The organism is Candidatus Hydrogenosomobacter endosymbioticus (assembly GCF_021654655.1).
Lineage (GTDB): Bacteria > Pseudomonadota > Alphaproteobacteria > Holosporales > GW7 > Hydrogenosomobacter > Hydrogenosomobacter endosymbioticus.
Genome location: NZ_AP025225.1, coordinates 397,151 through 418,372 on the forward strand (window position 1 = coordinate 397,151; position 21,222 = coordinate 418,372).

Sequence of the window (21,222 nt, forward strand, 5' to 3'; positions counted from 1 at the left end):
TTAATTCATAAATAGACTGTTTTCTCATATTGAATTGATTTTGGCGCGCTTTCAATGACACAGCAGCATCCCTACAGCTCGATCACTCAATTAAGAGCCCGCCGTGTTAAGAGCTATAAATCCACCTGGCTCGCGCACTATAAGCCCGTCTATTTCGAGCTCTACAAGTGCGGCCTGAAGAACTGATGGAGACATCCTAACAACATGAAGCAAATCACTAAATGGAATGGATACAGACGAGATTTCTTTCAAAAGAGCCTCGCACGCCATCGCAATCTCGTCGCTATCGTCTTTTAAAGGAAGCATCTGCTGAGGATTTTCTCTGCACCCGCATATACGAGCTCTCATGTCGGCCGAATCCTCAGAGAATACTCCAAATTCTTCTGAATCTTCGGCAAGACTAAATCCTCCCTTATATCCGAACAATTCTTTATACTCTTCTATTATATCGCTAACATCCTCTACAACCTTTGCTCCGTCCTTTATCAAGCTATTAACACCGCGACTTCTAGCGTCAAGAGGATGACCAGGAACAGCGAACACCTGCCTTCCCTGCTCGAGCGCATATTTAACAGTTATAAGCGACCCAGATTTAAGGCCTGCTTCAACAACCACAACGCCCCACGATATCCCAGAGATAATTCTGTTGCGGCGAGGAAAAAGCGTAGCGCTAACCTGAGTTCCTATTGGCGCTTCTGATATGACGGCCCCCTTCTCAGCAATTTCATTGTATAGATCCCGATTCTCTGGAGGGTATACAACGTCAACTCCTCCAGCAAGAACTGCAACTGTTCCATAGTCGACAGACCCCTTATGCGCACACATATCTATCCCACGAGCAAGCCCAGATACTATGACGAATTTTTTTGCAGATAACCTGCGCGCCAACATATCCGCCATCTGTTTGCCAGCACATGAAGCTCCCCTCGAACCAACAATTGCAACGCATGCCCCAGAGAAAAGCTCTGTCCTCCCTCTCACGCTTATGATCGGCGGAGAATCTGGGATATTGCGCAAAGCATCTGGGTATTCAGTATCGACATAAGATATGATCTTAAAGCCCTTAGAAGCGTGCGCCTCATACTCTCGTTCTGCATCGGAGATAGATGGAATTCTGAGCGATCCTCTAGACCGCCTAGCAACGCTAGGAAGTCGATCTAAAGCCTCTCTAGCACTTCCGTATCTTCTTAGAAGATGAAAAAATGAAATAGGCCCAACATTTTCCGAACGAGCAAGCCGTATCCAGTCAATTTTCTCATCGTAAGATTGCTCCACACAGCGCAACCCACCAGCAATCCGTCCAGCGATTTCCATAGCACACGAAGCAGACAACAATCAACACCCGTACGAGTTATACCAACATTTTAACCATTTTAAAAGAACTTAATGTTTATGAGCGGATGAGATGCGGCAAGCGACTAACCTATATAAAAACCACATCAAGGCCCTACTATTGCCGCACTTCTCAAAGATAACAGAAACAACCCCGCGTCAATTACCTGATAAATTTGTGGAAATGGAAACGCTCTTGCTAGAGCCGTATATCATGGCCTCGAGCTTATCTCTTGGCTTTGCTCCAGAAGGAACCTGTTGTTGGTCGCTCACCGGCTCGGGCTCCACGCCAACAATCGGCGCCACTTTTTTCACTATAGCTGCAACTAGAGGAGCAGCAATCATACCAGCCGTTGCAAATCCGTGCGATTTCGCATTCGCCTGTGGTCTGTCAACAGAAACAAGTAAAACATATCTTGGAAGATCTATGGGGAAAACACATACGCACGACGTAAGGTTTTGCTTTTCTGCGTATCTTCCGCGCACACGCACATTGGCAGTTCCAGTTTTCGCTCCTATTTTATAACCTGGAACGCTGGCTTTTTTGGCCTGCCCATCCTTAACAGCTAAAGCAAGAAGCATCCTCATTTTTTCCGCAGTTGCCGGAGAGACTATCTTCTTCGCCCCCCTAGTAACAGACACCCTCGACATCTCTTTCGCATCTTTTTTTAACAAAGTAAGAGCAACTTCTTTTCCAGTTACTATGCCTGCCACGCTTCTAGCCATATGCAGAGGCGTAACGGCTATACCATATCCATAAGACGCTGTAATAACTTGCGCCTTAGACCAGTCAGAAGAATACTGCCGTACGCGCGCCTCCTCCGGCAGTTCTGTTTTAACAGGTTCAAAAAAACCCAACAATTTAAAAAACTGTGTCTGTCTCCACGCGCCAGCATCAAGTGCTATTTTCGCATTTGCAATATTAGACGAGAACAAAAATGACTCTAATACAGTAAGCGGCCTACATTTCCCCCTGAAATCAGTCACAGTGAACCTGCCTATTCGTATTGGGCTAGATGCGTCATAAACAGAATTTAGCGTAACAACATTTCCATCAAGAGCCATAGCGATGTTGTGTATTTTCATTATGGACCCGAACTCATACACACCACTAACATTCCTGTTGAACATAGCCTCCTCATCTATGCCGCTTACATTTGCAGGAGAAAAGTCTGGAATTGATACCATGGACACAATCTCACCAGTTCCAACGTCAACCAACAAAGCATTCGCTCCTTTTGCATTAAATTCGTTTATAACGTTTAGTAACTCTTCGTGTATTGCATGCTGTACCCTGGCGTCTAGAGACAGAACAAGAGGAGCTTTCTTTTTTTTAAGCTCTTTGTTGAATGACTTTTCTATGCCCGACACACCCTCCTGGTCTATATCTGTCACCCCTAGCACATGGCAAAACAGGTTATCCTGGGGATACACTCGTTTACTATCTTTTATCAGCTCTATGCCATTAACGCCAAGAGCGCTTATCATAGATTTTTGTTTAGGACTTATATGCCGAAATAGCCATACAAAGGTTTTTTTGGAAAAAATTTTGGACCGTATAGAATTTTTGTCTATATCTGGAAAAATCCCGCTGAGCAATCTACACGCTTCTTCTTTATCTTCTATAACGTATGGATTTGCATATACGGAATATGTCACAACGCTAGTCGCTAGTATTTGCCCGCATCTATCGACGACGCTCGCTCTGCAAGAGGCAGGCAGCGGATTCTTGTTGACGCTAATAGTTCCAGAGCACACAAACAACAACCTAAGCAAAAGAGCAACAAATGCTATTGCCGCGAAAGTAAACATCGCCCATATACGCCTTCTCACAAACTCTTCACCATCAAAATAGTATAAATTACTCATTACAAAAAAGAACAAAAATCACGCGGCGCTCACATTTCAGTATACTATTAGAAAACACCTTGCATAGACAATGAATATGCTTTTTACAATTTCAATTATAGATAAATTAACAAATTATCAAAAAAGAAAAAATATAATATTTTTTATGGACATTACTTTACAAAGCAAATTATAATGAATAAATTTACATTTTTATTAGTATTCTTATCTCTCGGCGCAACGGAAGCATTTTCACTTTCAGGGACCTTCGGAACTGCAAAAAGATTTGATTTCCCAATTAAAGAAGAAAAGGAAATAAACTTAGACCGCAAAGGTAACGCCGCTTCCGCTAGGCTTTATCAAGACGCTAAAAACAGACAACAAAAGAAATTAAAAGAAGAATTCGATAAAGAATTAAAGGGTGAATATGAGATAGAAATGAGCCCAGTTTCCGTTGCTATAAAAAATGGCTTGGGTTACAACGACGCCTTAAAACAAGCCCTAGGAGAAAGAGGGCGAAATCGTCGACTTTATTTAGAAGACTACTTAACGCAAAACCTTGATAATTATAACAATCATAACTTCAGGTATACCGAAGAATTTTATAAAAATGCAACCGATTGGTATAGCATTATTTCGAAAATAAAAGGCCCAATCACAAATGTACAAAAGCAACTTTTCGATTTTATTATTCCTGTTTTGGCCGCAAATGAAAGTGAATCTATTTTGCGTTTGGCTATTGATAAAGAAATAGATGCAACGCGTAACCTGATCGATATAGCGCAATCATGGTATAAAAACGTCAGAGGGAAAAGACTATCTCTGCTCTCTCAGGAACAACGACAAATACTCGAATTCGTCTATGGTATAGTTGGCGGAAAGCAGAATTCAGCAGATTTAATAAACCGAACTCCGGAAGAAATTTTGTTAGCTAAAGCGCGACGAGAAGAAATTCCAGAGGAGACAGACTATGAGGGCGATGATTAGTAAAACGAAGTCATTCCATCTAAACAACACTTAAACAATTGATAAAAAGGACAGGCTGCGCAACAAAAATAATAAAATATTTTACGACTTGAGAACGCAGCTTCGTCTGCTGCGCGCCACACAAAAACGGATGGGGTGGGATTCGAACCCACGAAATGCTTTCACATTTGCTGGTTTTCAAGACCAGTGCCATCAACCACTCGGCCACCCATCCATTTTGTGATTATAACAGCAATCACACTAGCGCAACAACCGATAAAGACATAAGCTCGAGGCGCATATCCCTATACTAAAGCTCTCTGTGGTGCAATTTAACGCGATATCCATTCGACCTAAGCATCTCATACACTTCTTCCGCAGTAAAAACTGAGCGATGCTTGCCTCCAGTACACCCAAAAGCCAGTATTATCTCTCTCCTGCCATCTCCAGACAGCTTAGGAAGAACTATATCAAGCAACATCCCACGCAAACTATCAAGAAATTTCGCAAAAATAGGCTCAGAGTGCAGATACCCCTTTATTGATATTGCTTTGCCAGTAAGAAATCTCATCTCCTTTTTGTAATACGGATTCGGAAGAAACCTCATATCAAAAACCATATCTGAATGACTGGGAACTCCAAATTTAAACGAAAACGACATTACGTATATGGTGGTTAAATCGCTTTTTATACAAAGCTTCTCTTTTAGCACTTTTCGTAGCTCTGGCGTAGACATAGCAGACGTATCGATAATCCAGTTAGCACTTTTTTTTACGATGCTAAGCATGTCTATCTCTTTTTTCATACGCTCACCAAGGTTGCCGCTCGCGCCAAGAGGATGTATCCTTCTTGTCTCTCTATATCGCTGACGAATGACCTCTTCGCTCGCCTCAAAAAATACTATTTCAACGTCGGCACAATCGATTTTAGCAAACTCGCTGAGGACGAACCCGGGGTCGAAATCTCTTGTTCTAAGGTCTATCCCAATGGCAACAGACCTAGCCATCTCTTTCTGACAGATCAGGTCGCTACAAAGAGACACCGGAATATTATCTATCACCTCATACCCAAAATCCTCAAGAGTTTTGAGAGCTGTCGTTTTTCCAGACCCAGAAATACCAGTAATAACAAGTACCCTAGGCCTATCAGTAGAAAATGGAATCCCGCCGCACTCCACTCCAAACAGATTTTCACAAGATTTTCTCTCGCCTTCTAAACGCTCAGCCATAAACCGAAACCGAAAAAATGCCGAAGAGGTGAATCGAACACCCGACCCACTGATTACGAATCAGTTGCTCTACCATCTGAGCTACTTCGGCACACGCAACCACATACAGGGTATAACCAACGCGAACCAAGGTCAATCGCAGATGCTTGCTCACAGAAAAAGCCTACGATATCACATGCGCTAAGCAAAGCCAAAAATAAAACGCGCCTTGTAGGGCTCGAACCTACAACCCTCAGCTTAGAAGGCTGATGCTCTATCCAGTTGAGCTAAAGGCGCCAGACAACGTATACGATATAAACAATGGAAAAGATAGTCAATGGATTGCGTACGAAGTCAATCCGACGCAAAGGGACACTATACTAAAAACCCGCCCCACCAAGCGTTAGAAACAAGCTTGTGGGACGGTTATCATAAAAATCAGCGATTTAACTATCGATCTGATTATCCAATTTTAGACCTATTCATAATTCTGAGGATTCAAAGGAGCTAGGCTATGCCCCCCCCCCTTCACCTACACCAGCATCTTCTTGCCGCTGATTCTCATGATTATTTTTAAGCTTATCAAATGCTTCGGCAAGCTTTCTTCTCTCTGATATTTTTGCAAAATTATCCAAAGCCAGCGCCTTAGCTTGAGAAGTATTTTTATTTTCTATTAACGCATTAAGTGCAACTTTTTTTGAATTTTGCGCTGTTTTCTCTTTCATTTTCAAAAATTTGTCATAAAACGATATATGTTTTCCAGCCAGCTCATCCATTTTTTTATGCGCATTCATGTGAGGGCGCTCATTATGCTTATTATACGCCTTAGAAGCACTATCTAAAAATTTTTCGTTTTTAGAGTCTATGGTTTCGTCCTCCAAAGCTCTAACTAGTTCTTTCCGATTTTGTTGATCCAAATTCCTAAACCAAGCCATGAAGCTTGCCTGGTTGGCAGGAGGGAAATGAGGCGCGCTTTCAATTTTTCCACGCATACGAATCACAGGATTATCCGACAACGATTTATCAGGCGTTGTATAAGGTTTATTTGTCGCCCTCCCCTTGTTCTTTGGTCCATCCTTGTTCTCTGACACAGTGATTTTATCTCCCTTTCCTTCATTTTGCTTTTGTGAAAGCTCTTGTAACGGAATAAAATTTGAACCGCTTTTCAGCTCTAACTCTTTATTAGCACCATCACTTTTTCCGAAATTGGCAGTTTCGATTGATCGAGAATCAGGGTTTTTATCTTTTGTTTCTTCATCCTGATGTTGTTTTCCGAGAAACGGCAAAGAAAGACTTCTCTTCATCCTGCTAAAAAAGCTCATATCTGACGGGTCTTTTTCGGTTTCTACCTGCTTATCAACGCTTTCATGGATACGTTTGCTAGTGTCGCTCAAATTTTCCCGTTGCAAATAGACACTAGGAGACTCGACTTTGCGAACTGTATCCGTAGTTATTGTTGAAGAAATCTTCACTGGCACCTTCTTTTTCAACAAATCTTTTAGTTGATTTTTAGTTTTTGTAGAATATTTTACAGTACTTTTACCTGTTAATATTTTAGTAACTATCTGAACATCTTGAGGAGTAAGGTTTTTGCGACTCTTAAGCTTTGCTATAACAGCTTTTTCCCTATTTATCGCCGCTTTCTTAGCTGCAGCCGCCTTCTTAGCTGCAGCCTTTTTCTTAGCTAAGGCCCTAGCTTTGGTTTTTGAGTTAATTAGACCGCCTTTTCTTCTTTTATGTTTAAATTTTTTGGTTTTTTTATGTTTAAATTTTTTGGTTTTTTTATTTTTCTCACTTCCATGTTTTTCATCACCTTTACCCGCAATTACACTATCAAAAGACGTTGAAAGCATAAGCATAGAGGCAATAACAGATAATAATTTAAAATTATAATTCATTTTGTATCCTAATAACGTATATTTACCACATGTTAAGAATATATAAAAATTATTAAATATAGGTTAAAAACTTTGTCTTAAAACATATTACTATTGTCCATGTTAATTTTTTAACTACATTAATTTGTAATATTTAATGGCTATAATTTGTCTCAATCGCTATAAAAATAAAAATTTCTATATGTTTGCATCAAAAAAATTCTGGAAAATAGTTATATTAACGGCCCTAGCGCTGGCTGTTATTCTTGACGTAATAGGCTTTTTTTATTTAAGCCATGATAAGATTTTCGTCATAGCAAAAACAAACCTCTATTTTTATTCAAAAAGTATCAACCCGATTCTATTGGCGCCTATTGAATTTTCTTTAGTTTTTTTATTATATGGAGGCATATTTTTATTAACTATATTCGCATCTGGACTTTTTCTTTTCGCATCTTTATCTCTATTCTCTATGCTGTTTATGGTTCTCTCAGTTGCTCCAGACTTGTTTTTAGTACGAATTTTGACTATTTTCATCATAGCGCGAAAAGTTCTTCCAAAATCCACTATTTCTGAAAAGTTAAATTTCCTAGTTCTGCTAGGCTTTAGGAGCGTTTTGGTAAAGATTGTAGTTATCCTCGCGACTATAACCCCATTAGCAGCCCTCTCCGTTCTTTTCTCAGCTCTGATAAAATCTACCTCCATAACCGCCCTCATATTCGCCCCCATAGAATCTTTGCTCTTATGTTTTTTTCTATATTTGATTTCATGCAAAATAGAATCTCGCGGAATGCGAAAATACATACTAAAGCACTCGAAAAATGAAGTTGACATAGAGCGGGCTATTGCTTTTGTAAATTCTGCTCTCGTTGGAACGAATAGGATTATTTTTGCAACGCTAACCATATTAACCAATATTTTCGTGCTCTGCTATGTTTTTTATTAATGAACGCCCATCATCAAAAATTATTAAAAAATACGTTGGCAATGCCCTTTCGTCTTTACTTTGCAAACACCTTTATAATGTGCTATGAGTGTCTTCTATGACAGTCCTTTGCATTTCAAAACCGAGTTGTCCTTACCGTAAAAAGTCCGACAAAGTACAAAAATCACTGGAAGCAAATACGAAAGACAAGAGATCCCGCATAAATACAAGAGTTACAAATGAACAGTGCGACGTTTTACAAAATAGAAGATGAATACGCTATACTCCCTAGGCTGCTAGAAAAAATACACGAACAGGGAAAGCGAATATCTGTCATGCTCGACAACGTTGAAAGAGTAAACTTTGTAAATAACCTTCTTTGGACATATTCGCAAATGTCGTTTTTACCACATGGATGCTATGCAGATGAACTTTACGAACATCAACCCATATGGATAACAGACAAAAAAGAAAATCTAAACAAAGCTAACACAGCTGTGTGCGCATTTAATATAACCGATCATTTAACAGAAGCTCTGTTCGAGCTCGGATTCGAAGAGATAGTTTTCATCACAAATTTAAACGATTTTAAGCAAATGGTCTCTGCTGAAAAAATCGCCCGTTCCTGTATGAAGAACTCTTTCAGCATTACGTTATGGGAAAAACCATACGGAATGTGGGAAAAATTTACGGACAGCGCAGCTTTCCATAGGTTTCAAACTTCTGTACCCCCTCTGACCCACATACGTAATAATACCTACCCTTCTAGTATAAAATGAGCTCAGTATGCGTAAAATACGACCAGCACCATGCGCAGCTCACAGAAAAAGCAAATAGGCCAACATCTTCAGAATAGCAAATTATTGCCACTGCGCTTCTCAGCGTGATTCCGTATAAAACAACTCTCTCCTTTAGGATCATTGGCCTCTGCAGAAAAAGCATATAAAAAAGGCTTCCTTACCTTAGTGCCGAAAGCACAAGCAAAGAAGCCGCCAGTTATATGTTTCATATTATGTTGTGTATAGTGTGCCGCTCACATTTTTTTCACATCTTATCGTGATTTACCACCGTTGGAGTCGACAATCCAAGAAGTTTTACAGCTGTTCAGTACATCGCTAGGTGATGGAGGTGGCGCCGGCGGCGCTGGTGGGAATGGAGGCGCTGGCGGGAACGGCTGCGGAGTTGGAGGGAATGGTGGAGCTGGTGGAGCTGGTGGCGCTGGAGGGAATGGTGGCGTTGGTTGCGGAGTCGGCTGCGGAGTTGGCGTTACCTTACATTTTTCCATATCATATAAACATCCAGAGTTGCACTTCGTTGCTTGCAAGCCGCATTCTGTTATTTGCTTATCAGAATTATTAGAGCATTTTTGCAAGCATGTAGAATAATCTGTCCAACATTTTCCAGCGCCAGAAAAGCCTCCTGAAGCTTGGCGTGACGAAGAATCGGCAGCCACGCTATGGTCACAAAAAACAGCAAACAAAGCTGTAACGAATAATAATTGTGAAATTTTTCTCATTTTTTTGTCTCCAAGTGAATTTTAAACTGCATATATTGACGAACATATTCGCCAAAAACAATTTTTACTTGTTAATAATGATTTTATTATATAGAAATTGCGCTAAAAAAAAGTTATTAACATTTTTGCTTCAATATTGCAAAACATAGCATCCAAAAAAACACAGGCTAACATTTCTTGCGCTTACAATTTTTTAACCATTATGATGTATATGTTGTGCACGTGAAACGCAGCCAACACGGTACATGGCTCTATCGAAAGAATCTATAGTTATGCTCGTGGGACTAGTTAATGAGAAGCTTTCTTATATAGAAAAAATAGGATTGCCAAATGATTGCAGCTATTGCCTACGCGTATCAAAAACCGAGCTCCTGCTCGAGCTTAATGAATGCATAAAGTTCCTACAAAACGGACAAAAAATTGGAGCAGAACACTGCAAGTATCCAACTAAACAATAGCCAGAGCAATTGCCTGGAATTGTATGCGAAACACAAAACGCAGCCCCTTAGACCAGATCGCCGCGAAACTAGCCTTTTTAAACTACCTCTTCTCGCATTGGTTATATGCAAGAAATAAAAGTCTCTATTTGCTCTTCAGTTTTTTTACGCATATATTGGTTGCTCGCTCCTCTGATATATTCTCCATACCAATCAGCAGCAAATCTTATCGACTCGTCAGTTCCTATCGGAGATGTCCATCCAAGCTTCCTACGAGCATAGCTAGAATCAAGCCTTAGGTTTGTGCATTCATACTCTTTCTTAGCCTTTTCGTCTATTCTGTATCTGCCGCGTCCAATCGTACTAGTGAATTTTTCCGTTACGTACTGAACAGTGTGATCATTAGAATTATCATCTAGACTGAAGTTATACGATGAGGAATACAGCTCTTTTTCTTCGTGAAGCTTTGATGCAAGAAGCATATATCCATACACCACGTTAAGAACATGCTGCCATGGACGTATAGCAAACGGGCTACGCAAAACCACCTCCTCGCCACTTTGTATGGAGCGCACTATATCTGGAACTATTCTATGGGGAGAAAAATCGCCTCCACCAATAACATTACCAGCCCTTGTAGACGCAACCCCGACACCAGCTCTTTTTAAAAATGACCTATAATACGAACTGATCGCTATTTCTGCCATAGCTTTACTTGCAGAATAAGGTTCGTGCCCACCAAGCTGATCGCTCTCTCTATACGCCCAAACCCATTCTTTATTTTCATAACACTTGTCAGAAGTGATAATAACGGCTGTCTTAATGGCTTCAGTATGCCTCAAAACCTCTAATACATTCACTGTCCCCATCGCATTTACTTCAAATGTGTATCTTGGATCTGAGTATGAGTCAAGAACAATAGCCTGTGCAGCAAGGTGAAACAGAACATCTGCACCACTCTTTTCAATCGCTTGTTTCAGAGAATCGACATCTCTTATATCTCCTTCTACAGACTCTATAGATTTGCCAATTTCACATATATTAAACAAGCTAAGCTCGCGCGCAGGAAGAGCATACCCGACGACACGCGCCCCTAAAAGCGACAAGAAAGACACGAGCCAGCTTCCTTTAAACCCAGTGTGTCCAGTCACAAACACCTTTTTCCCATTATAAAATTTTCGAAAATTTTCTATATTCACACATCCTCCAAAAGCCTACGAACGCCGGACACAAGCAGAGACAGTAGACTACCACTTTTTCCACGGAGCGCCCCCGTTGTCCCAAATAGATTGAAGCAACTGCCTGTCTCTGAGAGTATCCATGCATTGCCAAAATCCATTGTGCCTAAACGCCATAAGTTGCCCCTCTCTTGCCAAATTACCAAGAGGCTCTTTTTCAAAGCTAGTCTCGTCAGAGTCTATATATTCCAAAACTTTAGGAGACAACACAAAAAATCCTCCATTAACATAGTGACTTTTATCTCCAGACTTTTCTTTAAAACTGGCGATTGTCTTGCCAATACCAGAGAACTCCTCATAAAACTCTAGGATACCGAAGCGTTCTGACGGCTGTATAGCAGTAAGTGTTGCCAACTTTCCATGCCCTCTATGAAACTTTATAAGTTCTGATACATCAACATCACACAACCCGTCTCCATAAGTCATACAGAAAAAAGTCTCTTCCTTGACGTAACCCAAAATCCTCTTAAGCCTTCCGCCAGTCATCGTCTCCAGTCCAGTATCGACGAGTGTAACCGTCCACGGCTCTGCGTTATTGCTATGAACAGTGATGTCATTGGTACGCATATTTATCGTCACGTCACACATGTGAAGCCTATAATTGGAGAAATATTCCTTTATCACATACCCCTTATATCCAAGACATATAATGAAATCATTTATCCCAAACGACGAATAATATTTCATTATATGCCACAAAACGGGCTTACCACCGATTTCCACCATAGGTTTCGGCTTTAAAACAGTCTCTTCGCTTATCCTGCTTCCGAGTCCACCTGCCAAGATCACCGCTTTCAACTTTCTCTCCTGCTAACGGCGCGAACAACAACGCGCACAGACTATCAGCTCAAACTAAAAAATGCTACAATTCGCAAAATCAACGACATTTTGGTGAATTTTAGCATTAAATGAGAAATTTTTCAAAAATGTCCGCTCATACACTTCTTATCTGAGGATTTCTATTTGCAAGCAGCTCCTTTGCGATTGTTTTTTTGTCACAATTTTTAGCGCTAGAAGCTCTAACGCTGCTTATTACCATAACGTTAATCCCTTCAGATAAAAGAGATTCATCGGTAGGAAGAGCGATTTCGTGGTATAAGTCTGCGTCAGAAAGCGGGTTAAAGATGCTCAGAATTAGTCGTATGCTCGATACGAATAATATCTAATATCTCTGCAATCATACTTGCTGATATCTATTTTCTTGTTGATTTTTGCAATATGCTATTCTTTTTTTGTTGAATATAATGACAAATATATCACCTGCTGTTTTATAAAATAGGCGCTATATTTGGCCTCTGCAGAAAGACACGATGTTTTATGGGGAAAATATTTCGCTTATAAATGCAGACCGCGTATCACCAAACATAAGGTATACATATGTGTTGATGAATAAACTCGCGTACAGAAATCTCCCCTTTCGAAAATCAAAACATAAAATCCGAATACCAACCGTTAAAAAAAGCCCTAATGAACGCAGACAAGGAAGGAATTAATGCTAAAAGCGAAAACGCCACACAAAAAATAGAATTTTGCAGGTACTAGCTCCTGCTGGAGAAATAAAAACGACAAAAGTCATTCAAGGAATAGAGCTGATAGGTCCGTTTGTTATAGCAGAAAAGGCGAAAAAAGAAGGCCTAAAAATCATAGAGCATCCATTTCTCACCATCTGGAACGACATAAAACCGATACAACGATAACAATACCTCCGCCGCGCCTACAGATTTTAATCATCTTTCATCCTTGTATGGAGGTTTTTCGTCTGTATAATTTTTGAGTATATTGATGGTATGTTTGTGGCAAGTATGGCTCATTCATTTTATGTTGCTTATTCGCTTCCCCACACGAACACTCCAGCTTGGTCAGCAATGGTGGCCACCTCTAATGGAGAAACTATAATTGTCTTACTAGTCTGAAAAGCTATCCCAGAAAAACCAGCTATTACAATTTTTTTCAAAGTTTGCGGTCCAATTGTCGGCAAATCCATCTTTTCGTCCTGGCCCACTTTTGCCCTTTTCACATATACAGCTCCTTCCTCACCATTTCGTTGAAGAGCTCCGCACCTCGAAATGCACTCATCTGTGCCCTCCGCGGCCTCTACTCCAAGAACCAGACCATTTTGCATTGCCATCCCTTGGCCAAAATCAAGCGCGGACAGATGGCGCAGCATCTCTCTCCCTAAAGCTATGTCTTTAAGCCTTGCTTCGCTAGGAGAAACACGCCCCATAGCCCCTATACAGCTGGACACGAACGAGGGCATAAATTCTTGAGGACTTCTCAAAACAAATCCTTCTTTCTCCAAAAACTGGGATATTTTCACAAGGACATTATTGTCTCCCAGCCAATTCAGGCCAATGATTGACAACAGTTCCATCCCCTTTTTATCCAATTTAAGCCCGAAGAGAGATGGCCGGCGAACAACACCTCCTCCAGCCATAACTATATCCTTCACTCCTAGATTCTTAAGCACGTTTATCGCTCTACCTACTTCCCCAAGAGAAAACCACTCATGGTCGCATCCAGCAACAACGTCTGGATCCGTAAATCCGTGAAACGCCAGCATAAACACAAGAACGCCCCTCTCCTTGCACGCCATCACTACGGCGCGAGGAATTTCGCCAGAACCGGCTATGACCGCAAGTTTCAGCGCGAGCGGAGCCCCGCTATCATTCTCTGGTCCTTTTTCCATACGCAACATCTACCATACACAAATCTCACATGCAAAAACACTATCCAACGCACATAAACATTTGCCTAAAAATCAGCAAACAATCACCTCCTACTGAGGAAGTTCTTTATCAAAAAACTCGAGCCCATTTGACCTTATAAGAGACAATAGTTCTTTTATATATTTATACCCCCTCACTGAATACCCCTGTATTCCACTGACTATTCCAGGACCAGTAATACGAGCATTTCTGTCTCTCATACCTTGACGAAGAGCTCTCATTTTACCGTAAAATCCGTTCACATTAAGGTTATGCATATAGCGAACAACACACTCTTCAATGTTAGAAAATCCCCTAACGCGGCTTTTTGTTGCCATGTGACCAAAACAAGAATTCCTATTAACTGCCGCGCAAGATCGGCCCCAACCGCTTTCCAAAATTCCCTGCGCGAGCGCTAACGACACCGGAATTATGTCCATCTTTTTCAACAGCGCAGTGATATTGTCCATAGAAGGGCTCATTTTATATCGCGCAAAAAGCACATAAGCAAAAGCTCTCTCATGAGGCGTAACCTGCTGACAACATCTCAGCTTATTTTGTATACGAATCATGACAGAACGTGCATATAAAATCCTGTGGTTTTCCTCGCATATGGGCTTTAAGAGTTTCTTTATAAAAACAACCTTTGCAAAAGGCGCTCGCTGTATACTGCTCCATTTTTGCGGAACAGACAAATGCTCAATGGCCCTTTCTCGACAACCAATGGGGCGACACACCCACCTATCATTAGACTCACACACGCCGCACGAACTATCACGGCAATAAGAAAAACCTGCAACACTATCAACAGGCCTGCAACCAAAAACCGCCCACACTAATAAAACAGCAATCATTGGCAAATTTAAATTATACAAACACATACTTCTTTCTCCTTATACAACAAAAACACAAAAACACAACAAAAAATACAAAAAAATAAGGATTAGCGCATAAAAAGCGCTTCTTTAGCCCATCCCTCATCGCCAAAAACCATCCGCGAAGTCTAAATTAAATTCTTAAAATAGTCAAATTTACCACATATCCTAAGGTTGACTAAGACGGAAAAAGGTCAGAATATGCATATATGATATGGTCTGCGAAGTGTCTTATATAACAAAGCTGATGAACGACCGTGATACAAAAACCAAAAGGGCTTTAGACGCGGAAGAGAAAGCCGAGCAGGAGATTCGATATCTGTCTGATCAAATCTCTGAACATGATGTATTGTATTATCAATTCGACTCTCCAAGCATCTCTGATGAGGAATATGACCTGCTAAGAGCTAGGCTTCGTGACTTGGAAATGAGGTTTCCAAAATTAAAATCACAAGATAGCCCTTCTCAACGTGTTGGTCACCTAGCATCCGACTCTGCTTTCAAAAAAATAAAGCACCTTAAGCCGGTTTTTTCTCTAGATAACGCGTTTTCTGATGAGCAAGCCTCGGCTTTCATAGAAAAATCTGCCAGATTTCTTAATTTGGAAAAAAACACACCCATAGAATGGATAGCAGACCCTAAAATAGATGGGTTAGCTATGGTATTGCGTTATGTGAATGGCGAGCTTATAAGTGCCGCCACCCGCGGAAACGGAGAGGAAGGAGAAGACGTTACAAAAAACGCGAAAACCATATGCGATATACCAAATTCTCTCATAAACTATGACGGACCTAGTGAGATAGAAATCAGGGGCGAAGTTTACATAATGGAAGCAGATTTCCAAAAAATGAACGCGGACAGAAAAAAAGAAGACCTTGTTCCGTTTGCAAACTCTAGAAATTGCGCCTCTGGCTCTCTTCGTCAGCTAGATGATACCATAACCGCTTCTCGCCCTCTCAGATTTCTTGGATATGGGTTCACAGATATAGGAGAAAAGTCATACGAGGATGGGATGAAAAGACTAGCTTCTTGGGGAATACCTGTTCAATTATCGCTAAGATGTCGTTCTGTTGATGATGTTATAAAATCTTTTAGATACTTTTCCAGTTTGCGGGAGAAAAACCGTATTGGTTACGCGATAGACGGGGTTGTATATAAAATAAATAATCTCGAGTGGCAAAAAAGGCTCGGCTCATCGGCAAGAGCTCCTCGGTTCGCTTTCGCATATAAGTTCAGGTCTGAGGAGCAGATAACAACAATAGAGGATATATCGGTTCAAGTTGGACGCACCGGAGTTATCACTCCTGTTGCCCACGTGGACCCTGTACTGGTTGGAGGGGTGGTCGTACGAAGAGCATCTCTCCATAACGAGGATGAGATCTCGAGAAAAGACGTAAGAATCGGAGATAAAGTCGTGCTGAGACGCGCAGGCGACGTAATTCCTAAAATAGAGTCTGTAATCGAAAGCATGCGCAACAGTTCTTCGAAACCATTCAATTTTCCAAACCTATGTCCATCGTGCGGATCGGAGCTCTTCAGAGAACCAAGTAAATCAGCTGTAAAATGCATAAATAGCTTCGCTTGCCCCGCCCAATCCATCTGGAAAATACGCCACTTTACTTCAAAACAAGCATTCAATATCGCAGGGATGGGGGAGCAAACAATAAAAACTTTTATTAATTTTGGGCTAATAAGACTCGTAGACGATATATTTGATCTACATCAAAAACGTAACCAAATAGAACAACTAGATGGATTTGGCAAGAAAGCAACAACAAATTTATTAACCGCCATAGAAAATAGCAGAGAAATTTCTCTTGACCGGTTCATATTTTCTCTCGGAATACCAGAAATTGGAGAGTCGGCATCTAAAGAACTTGCGAAACATTATCTGTCAATCGACAACTTGGTAAGTGCCGCATGCGCTCTTTCATCTTCATATGATCCAGCAATAACTCCATTTTCTGATCTTACTAATATTGATGGTATAGGATCGTCTACAGCAACACAGCTACGTGATTTCTTTTCATTCAGAGATAACGAGTGTTTGGTGCGCTCTCTGATCAGCAAAGTAAAAGTTGCTCCGTTTAGTCATGAAAAAATAAAAAATTCTTCACAGTTTTTTGGAAAAACCATAGTATTCACTGGAAGGCTTGAAACCATGAGCAGGAGCGAGGCAAAATCCATAGCTGAAAAACTTGGCGCCAAGGTGATGAACTCTGTTTCATCAAAAACAGACTTTCTTATAGTTGGCAAAGGAGGTGGCTCTAAACTTGAAGAAGCAGAATATATGGGGGTGCAGTGCGTTTCTGAAAGCGAGTGGGCCAGACAAAGCTCTATGCTTATTTAGAGAACTATCGGAGCATAAAGGAAAGTCTTTATATATCGAGTATTAAAGTCCGTATCCATAGCATTTCATGGTGGCCACCCCGCATATTTAAAGAGCCGCCCTTTCCAAACCCACCAAGCTCGGAATATCATATTGATGCGTTGGTGAGATAGGCGCCATTTGAAAATGTCACTACCGCTGTTTATATTCGAGCAACGTCTGGAGCTGGTATGGGTCTGCTTTTTCTTTTTGCCCTTTTATTGGTAATCGCATATAAGCTGCGAAGGGCATTTTTAATGTCAAAGCCTCAAGGCACCATATATGAGAAGAAGACTGACACAATAGAGCTCAGCTCACGGGAAGTAAAAATAGAACGAGTAGAAAAAGATGACAGCAATCAATGATTTAAGCGGCAGCGAAAACAAACGCTAACTATTGCTTTGTGGCAGACCACCTGAAGGAAAAGAAAAGCATAGCTCTGCGTTTAACTCTTACACCAAAAATAAAAATTAGACTCGCTCCGCATAACAAGCACAGATGATATAGACAATAAAAAGATTTAAGAATAGAATGCGTGCGTGGAGTCTTGGTGTTTTCTATGGCTAAGGAAGATATAATAGTCGCGTTCGGAGTTGTATTGGAGAGCTTATCTAATGCTCAGTTCAGCGTCCAGCTAACGAATGGACACTTAATAACCGCTTATGTTTCTGGAAATATGCGAAAAAATCAGATTCGCATACTGGTTGGGGATAAGGTTAAGGTTGAAATATCGACGTATGATCTAACAAAAGGACGGATTTGTTTCCGCGAGAAGTGATTGTTTGTTGTTCTGCGCTTTATTGTATCGCGTTAACTACAGCGGTTTTTGCTGTATAAGTTTAGGGGTTGTAGCTCAGTTGGGAGAGCGCGCCGTTCGCATCGGCGAGGTCAGGGGTTCGACTCCCCTCAGCTCCACCAGCGGCACTTTCACTAATATAGAGTTTTTTTCGTTTTTTTCCTATAAATCTTTCCTAGAAAATTGGAATCGGCTCCACACGCTGACATGCCTAACATTATAGTCAGCATAAACAGGTAAGAACGCATGGCTAGCAACTGCAAACAGTAAACATATTATACTTTTATCCCGTTTTATTAGTTTTATTTCGCTAATTAACAAATAAAACTTGAATGATCAGAGCATTTTTCCCTCATTTCACAGAAAAAACCGCACACTGAAGCAACCCTAACGCAACCAAAGCGCCATCTCTCCAGAAAAAGAACCCTGCACGCACTAACGCGCCACGAAAACCAAGCCGCACAGCCTACACACAAAACCCAAAGCACTGCTGACGCGATGCTTCCAAACAAAACAGCTGATCCTAGACCCGGAATCAGAAACATCGGTCTTACTAGAAAAAGGACCCGCCTCAAAACGGCTCATACACGAGGCCAGCACAAACCTAACGAAACCCAAGCGCCACCTCTCCAGAAAAAGAACCCTGCACGCACTAACGCGCCATGAAAACTAACTAACCCCGATCTCTTTCCTTCACGGTGTGCAAAAAGCCCTAGGAAACAATCTTTTTACCCGACTGACCGATACCGGAACCAGCATCCACATCAGACGACGAGCCGACAAACTCTATAACGGCTACACGAGCATTGTCTCCATACCTAAAACCACCTTTAACTATGCGCGTATAACCTCCAGGCCGCCCCAAATACATAGGACAAATCTTATCGACAAGCTTTTTCTGAGCATCCCAATTTCTCAGAAAAGACCAAATCTGGCGCCTAGAATGCAACGTACCAGACCTGCCTATAGTAACCAATTTCTCGACAATAGGCCTTATCGCTTTTGCCTTCTCAACAGTGGTAATTATCCTCTCAGAAATGATGAGTGAATTCACCAACCCAGAGAACAAAGCCTTCCTCTGACCAACATTTCTGCCAAACTTTTTACCAGCAACACCGTGTCTCATACCAACTCCCGATCACTCAAAAAAACAACCAACGACGCCTCAACCACAAACAAGCGAAACCAAAATCCCCTATAGCAAACGAGCACCATCTTTTAACGAATTATCAGTCTCCGAGTCGCTAAAAACATCAGGGACCTCCTCCATACCGAGCGATAGCCCCAGCTCAGCAAGCCTCTCCTTTATCTCGTTTAATGACTTTCGCCCAAAATTAGGAGTCTTAAGCAAATCAGACTCCTTGTGCTTTACCAAATCTGCAACGTACACTATATCTATGTTTTTCAGACAATTCAAACACCTAACATTCAAATCAAGATCGTTAACTTTCCTAGACAGCAACCTAAGAAGCGCCGCTTTATTCATATCTCCGCCAGAAGAAGCAGTTCCCTGAACCCCCTTCTCGACAGTCGACGAGCCAAAACTAGTAAGAACAGCGAACTGATCCCTCAAAATACACGCCGCTACGCTCACAGCCTCTTTGGGAGTGATAGATCCATCCGTTTCAACATTTATGAAAAGCCTGTCATAATCTGTCATCTGGCCAACCCTTGTCTGCTCCACACTATAAGATACTTTTTTCACCGGGCTAAAATGAGCGTCAACAAGAATTTCACCAATCGCCCTATGTCCAACAACTAACTCTGAGGCCGCTTCCGCTGACAAATACCCACGCCCCTTATCTACCGTAATTTCCATATTAATGGACCCTGTCTCGTCAATCGAACAAATCTTCTGCATAGGCTCCAGCACTTCCAGCCCTTCATCTGAAGATATCATCCCAGCAGTCACCACGCACGGCCCCTTAACTGAAATCCTAACTTTCTTAGGCCCAGCACCATGCATCTTGAACCTAAGCAGCTTCAGGTTAAGTACGATATCAGTAACATCCTCATGCACTCCTGGTATACCGGAAAACTCAGACAACACACCATCTATCTTCACAGAAGTAACCGCTGCGCCCTGTATACTTGAAAGCAATACCCTGCGCAACGTATTTCCAATGGTGTGACCATAGCCCCTTTCTAAAGGCTCAACAACGACCGTTCCACAAAATCTCGAGTCAGACTCTCTTTCAAGAGCAACCTTATAAGGCCTTATGAGGCTCTCCCAATTACGACTTATCACGACAACTCCCTAGAATACACAAAACAAAACCCCTCAACACACTACCAACCACCACTAATCCATCAGTTATATACGACGTTGCTTCCTGGGCTTACACCCATTATGCGGCATAGGAGTAACATCGCGCATAGAGCTTATATTAAACCCAGCACTGTGCAACGAACGAACCACAGCTTCTTTGCCACTTCCTGGACCCTTCATGAGAACCTCGAGCGATTTAACTCCAAACGGCTGCAACTTCTTCGCAACATCCTCAGCTGCGATCTGCGCAGCATAAGGCGTAGATTGCTTAGACCCAGAAAATCCGACAAGACCAGCTGTAGACCAAGCAAGAGCATTGCCCTGCACATCCGTGACTAATATAGTAGTGTTGTTAAAAGTAGACGTTATATACACAACACCCGAAACGACAGTCCTGCTAGGCCTGCGACCACCTTCTCTTGCCATAAATTTATAAATCTCCTCTACTGCTTTTTCTTAGCTGCGATAGGAGCTTTCGCCTTACCCCTGCGAGTTCTCGCGTTGGTATGAGTACGCTGCCCCCTAACTGGCAAACTTTTCCTATGACGAAGCCCGCGATAACAACCAAGATCCATCAGCCTCTTAACGTTCATAGCGATTTCACTCCGCAAAACGCCCTCTACCTTATAATCGCGGTCTATTATCTCACGTATCCTGAGAACCTCCGCATCGGTCAAATCATAAACCCTCTTGGTCTCTAATATATTAGCCTTCTCACATATCTCAAGCGCGTTGACGCGCCCTATTCCATATATGTAAGCCAATGAATACCTAAGAGTTTTACCTGTGGGTATGTTAACACCAGCTATGCGAGCCATAACACCATTCAATACACTACACAATGCGCTGATTATACATTGCGG

General features: G+C 41.6%; 21 protein-coding genes and 4 tRNA genes. 9 read left to right on the plus strand and 16 right to left on the minus strand.

Annotated features, from left to right (window positions below):
* Window positions 1–90: 90 nt before the first annotated feature.
* Together dprA and HYD_RS01805 are read right to left on the minus strand one after the other, a co-directional pair.
* Window positions 91–1,332, minus strand: a complete 1,242-nt coding sequence (gene dprA, locus HYD_RS01800; RefSeq protein WP_236865752.1) for a DNA-processing protein DprA — start codon at window positions 1,330–1,332, stop codon at window positions 91–93.
* A gap of 159 nt (window positions 1,333–1,491) precedes the next feature.
* Window positions 1,492–3,165 carry a peptidoglycan D,D-transpeptidase FtsI family protein gene (locus HYD_RS01805; RefSeq protein WP_236865754.1) on the minus strand — a complete coding sequence of 558 codons (1,674 nt, stop codon included), beginning with the start codon at window positions 3,163–3,165 and terminating at the stop codon, window positions 1,492–1,494.
* A gap of 210 nt (window positions 3,166–3,375) precedes the next feature.
* Between HYD_RS01805 and HYD_RS01810 the strand changes: the two genes are divergently transcribed.
* On the plus strand, window positions 3,376–4,167 hold the full coding sequence (locus tag HYD_RS01810) for a hypothetical protein (RefSeq protein WP_236865763.1): 792 nt from the start codon (window positions 3,376–3,378) through the stop codon (window positions 4,165–4,167).
* 127 nt (window positions 4,168–4,294) lie between these two features.
* Here HYD_RS01810 and HYD_RS01815 read toward each other — a convergent pair.
* The 6 genes from HYD_RS01815 to HYD_RS01840 form a co-directional block, all read right to left on the minus strand.
* Window positions 4,295–4,381 (minus strand) — tRNA-Ser (locus tag HYD_RS01815).
* Window positions 4,382–4,456: 75 nt separating this feature from the next.
* Entirely contained in the window at window positions 4,457–5,374 is a 918-nt protein-coding gene (gene rapZ, locus HYD_RS01820) for an RNase adapter RapZ (RefSeq protein ID WP_236865765.1), read from the minus strand.
* An 18-nt stretch (window positions 5,375–5,392) separates the two neighbouring features.
* Window positions 5,393–5,465 (minus strand) — tRNA-Thr (locus HYD_RS01825).
* A 111-nt stretch (window positions 5,466–5,576) separates the two neighbouring features.
* Window positions 5,577–5,650: transfer RNA gene (locus tag HYD_RS01830), tRNA-Arg, on the minus strand.
* Window positions 5,651–5,865: 215 nt separating this feature from the next.
* Complete coding sequence (locus HYD_RS01835) at window positions 5,866–7,251, minus strand: hypothetical protein (protein WP_236865768.1); 1,386 nt, start codon at window positions 7,249–7,251, stop codon at window positions 5,866–5,868.
* Window positions 7,252–7,566: 315 nt separating this feature from the next.
* The gene (locus tag HYD_RS01840; RefSeq protein ID WP_236865770.1) at window positions 7,567–8,136 is read right to left on the minus strand and encodes a hypothetical protein; all 570 of its coding nucleotides are present in this window, start codon (window positions 8,134–8,136) and stop codon (window positions 7,567–7,569) included.
* Window positions 8,137–8,394: 258 nt separating this feature from the next.
* On the opposite strand from HYD_RS01840, the gene HYD_RS01845 reads away from it, so the two are divergent.
* The 3 genes from HYD_RS01845 (at window position 8,395) to HYD_RS01855 (ending at window position 10,129) form a co-directional block, all read left to right on the plus strand.
* Complete coding sequence (locus HYD_RS01845) at window positions 8,395–8,934, plus strand: DNA polymerase III subunit chi (protein ID WP_236865772.1); 540 nt, start codon at window positions 8,395–8,397, stop codon at window positions 8,932–8,934.
* A 291-nt stretch (window positions 8,935–9,225) separates the two neighbouring features.
* The gene (locus HYD_RS01850) at window positions 9,226–9,540 is read left to right on the plus strand and encodes a hypothetical protein (RefSeq protein WP_236865774.1); all 315 of its coding nucleotides are present in this window, start codon (window positions 9,226–9,228) and stop codon (window positions 9,538–9,540) included.
* A gap of 376 nt (window positions 9,541–9,916) precedes the next feature.
* Complete coding sequence (locus HYD_RS01855) at window positions 9,917–10,129, plus strand: hypothetical protein (RefSeq protein WP_236865776.1); 213 nt, start codon at window positions 9,917–9,919, stop codon at window positions 10,127–10,129.
* Between the two features lie 101 nt (window positions 10,130–10,230).
* Here HYD_RS01855 and rfbG read toward each other — a convergent pair whose 3' ends face one another.
* Both rfbG and rfbF read right to left on the minus strand, forming a co-directional pair.
* A complete protein-coding gene (gene rfbG, locus HYD_RS01860) occupies window positions 10,231–11,307 on the minus strand; it encodes a CDP-glucose 4,6-dehydratase (protein WP_236865784.1) in 1,077 nt (358 codons plus the stop codon).
* Between the two features lie 48 nt (window positions 11,308–11,355).
* Complete coding sequence (rfbF, locus tag HYD_RS01865) at window positions 11,356–12,144, minus strand: glucose-1-phosphate cytidylyltransferase (RefSeq protein ID WP_236865786.1); 789 nt, start codon at window positions 12,142–12,144, stop codon at window positions 11,356–11,358.
* A gap of 731 nt (window positions 12,145–12,875) precedes the next feature.
* Here rfbF and HYD_RS01870 point away from each other — a divergent pair.
* Window positions 12,876–13,043, plus strand: a complete 168-nt coding sequence (locus HYD_RS01870) for a hypothetical protein (RefSeq protein ID WP_236865788.1) — start codon at window positions 12,876–12,878, stop codon at window positions 13,041–13,043.
* 128 nt (window positions 13,044–13,171) lie between these two features.
* Here the strand turns inward: HYD_RS01870 and HYD_RS01875 are convergent, their stop codons facing one another.
* Together HYD_RS01875 and HYD_RS01880 are read right to left on the minus strand one after the other, a co-directional pair.
* Window positions 13,172–14,032, minus strand: a complete 861-nt coding sequence (locus HYD_RS01875) for an LpxI family protein (RefSeq protein ID WP_236865790.1) — start codon at window positions 14,030–14,032, stop codon at window positions 13,172–13,174.
* A 90-nt stretch (window positions 14,033–14,122) separates the two neighbouring features.
* Window positions 14,123–14,932, minus strand: coding sequence for a glucosaminidase domain-containing protein (locus tag HYD_RS01880; RefSeq protein ID WP_236865792.1), 810 nt, complete (start codon window positions 14,930–14,932; stop codon window positions 14,123–14,125).
* Between the two features lie 241 nt (window positions 14,933–15,173).
* On the opposite strand from HYD_RS01880, the gene ligA reads away from it, so the two are divergent.
* The 4 genes from ligA (at window position 15,174) to HYD_RS01900 (ending at window position 18,212) form a co-directional block, all read left to right on the plus strand.
* A complete protein-coding gene (ligA, locus tag HYD_RS01885) occupies window positions 15,174–17,276 on the plus strand; it encodes an NAD-dependent DNA ligase LigA (RefSeq protein ID WP_236865795.1) in 2,103 nt (700 codons plus the stop codon).
* A 209-nt stretch (window positions 17,277–17,485) separates the two neighbouring features.
* Window positions 17,486–17,659 (plus strand): hypothetical protein, encoded by a 174-nt coding sequence (locus tag HYD_RS01890; RefSeq protein ID WP_236864409.1) that lies wholly within the window; start codon window positions 17,486–17,488, stop codon window positions 17,657–17,659.
* Window positions 17,660–17,853: 194 nt separating this feature from the next.
* Window positions 17,854–18,072 (plus strand): translation initiation factor IF-1, encoded by a 219-nt coding sequence (infA, locus tag HYD_RS01895; protein ID WP_236864411.1) that lies wholly within the window; start codon window positions 17,854–17,856, stop codon window positions 18,070–18,072.
* A 64-nt stretch (window positions 18,073–18,136) separates the two neighbouring features.
* A tRNA-Ala gene (locus HYD_RS01900) sits at window positions 18,137–18,212 on the plus strand.
* Window positions 18,213–18,802: 590 nt separating this feature from the next.
* On the opposite strand, the gene rplQ is transcribed toward HYD_RS01900, so the two are convergent.
* From rplQ to rpsM, 4 genes are all read right to left on the minus strand, one after another.
* Window positions 18,803–19,216: a 50S ribosomal protein L17 gene (gene rplQ, locus HYD_RS01905; protein WP_272876435.1), complete on the minus strand. Its 414-nt coding sequence runs from the start codon at window positions 19,214–19,216 to the stop codon at window positions 18,803–18,805.
* Between the two features lie 69 nt (window positions 19,217–19,285).
* On the minus strand, window positions 19,286–20,338 hold the full coding sequence (locus tag HYD_RS01910) for a DNA-directed RNA polymerase subunit alpha (protein WP_236864413.1): 1,053 nt from the start codon (window positions 20,336–20,338) through the stop codon (window positions 19,286–19,288).
* A 66-nt stretch (window positions 20,339–20,404) separates the two neighbouring features.
* Window positions 20,405–20,785, minus strand: coding sequence for a 30S ribosomal protein S11 (rpsK, locus tag HYD_RS01915; protein WP_236864416.1), 381 nt, complete (start codon window positions 20,783–20,785; stop codon window positions 20,405–20,407).
* A 17-nt stretch (window positions 20,786–20,802) separates the two neighbouring features.
* A complete protein-coding gene (gene rpsM, locus HYD_RS01920) occupies window positions 20,803–21,177 on the minus strand; it encodes a 30S ribosomal protein S13 (RefSeq protein WP_236864418.1) in 375 nt (124 codons plus the stop codon).
* Between the last annotated feature and the right edge of the window lie 45 nt (window positions 21,178–21,222).

What these genes read in the sequence shown, in the direction of transcription:
- rapZ (WP_236865765.1), bottom strand. Translation starts at nt 5,374, where the DNA reads ATGGCTGAGCGTTTAGAAGGCGAGAGAAAATCTTGTGAAAATCTGTTT.
- rpsM (WP_236864418.1), bottom strand. Translation starts at nt 21,177, where the DNA reads ATGGCTCGCATAGCTGGTGTTAACATACCCACAGGTAAAACTCTTAGG.
- ligA (WP_236865795.1), top strand. Translation starts at nt 15,174, where the DNA reads ATGAACGACCGTGATACAAAAACCAAAAGGGCTTTAGACGCGGAAGAG.
- HYD_RS01845 (WP_236865772.1), top strand. Translation starts at nt 8,395, where the DNA reads ATGAACAGTGCGACGTTTTACAAAATAGAAGATGAATACGCTATACTC.
- HYD_RS01810 (WP_236865763.1), top strand. Translation starts at nt 3,376, where the DNA reads ATGAATAAATTTACATTTTTATTAGTATTCTTATCTCTCGGCGCAACG.
- HYD_RS01840 (WP_236865770.1), bottom strand. Translation starts at nt 8,136, where the DNA reads ATGGTTAGCGTTGCAAAAATAATCCTATTCGTTCCAACGAGAGCAGAA.
- infA (WP_236864411.1), top strand. Translation starts at nt 17,854, where the DNA reads ATGGCTAAGGAAGATATAATAGTCGCGTTCGGAGTTGTATTGGAGAGC.
- HYD_RS01835 (WP_236865768.1), bottom strand. Translation starts at nt 7,251, where the DNA reads ATGAATTATAATTTTAAATTATTATCTGTTATTGCCTCTATGCTTATG.
- HYD_RS01855 (WP_236865776.1), top strand. Translation starts at nt 9,917, where the DNA reads ATGGCTCTATCGAAAGAATCTATAGTTATGCTCGTGGGACTAGTTAAT.
- HYD_RS01890 (WP_236864409.1), top strand. Translation starts at nt 17,486, where the DNA reads ATGGGTCTGCTTTTTCTTTTTGCCCTTTTATTGGTAATCGCATATAAG.
- HYD_RS01880 (WP_236865792.1), bottom strand. Translation starts at nt 14,932, where the DNA reads ATGTGTTTGTATAATTTAAATTTGCCAATGATTGCTGTTTTATTAGTG.
- HYD_RS01875 (WP_236865790.1), bottom strand. Translation starts at nt 14,032, where the DNA reads ATGGAAAAAGGACCAGAGAATGATAGCGGGGCTCCGCTCGCGCTGAAA.
- rplQ (WP_272876435.1), bottom strand. Translation starts at nt 19,216, where the DNA reads ATGAGACACGGTGTTGCTGGTAAAAAGTTTGGCAGAAATGTTGGTCAG.
- rpsK (WP_236864416.1), bottom strand. Translation starts at nt 20,785, where the DNA reads ATGGCAAGAGAAGGTGGTCGCAGGCCTAGCAGGACTGTCGTTTCGGGT.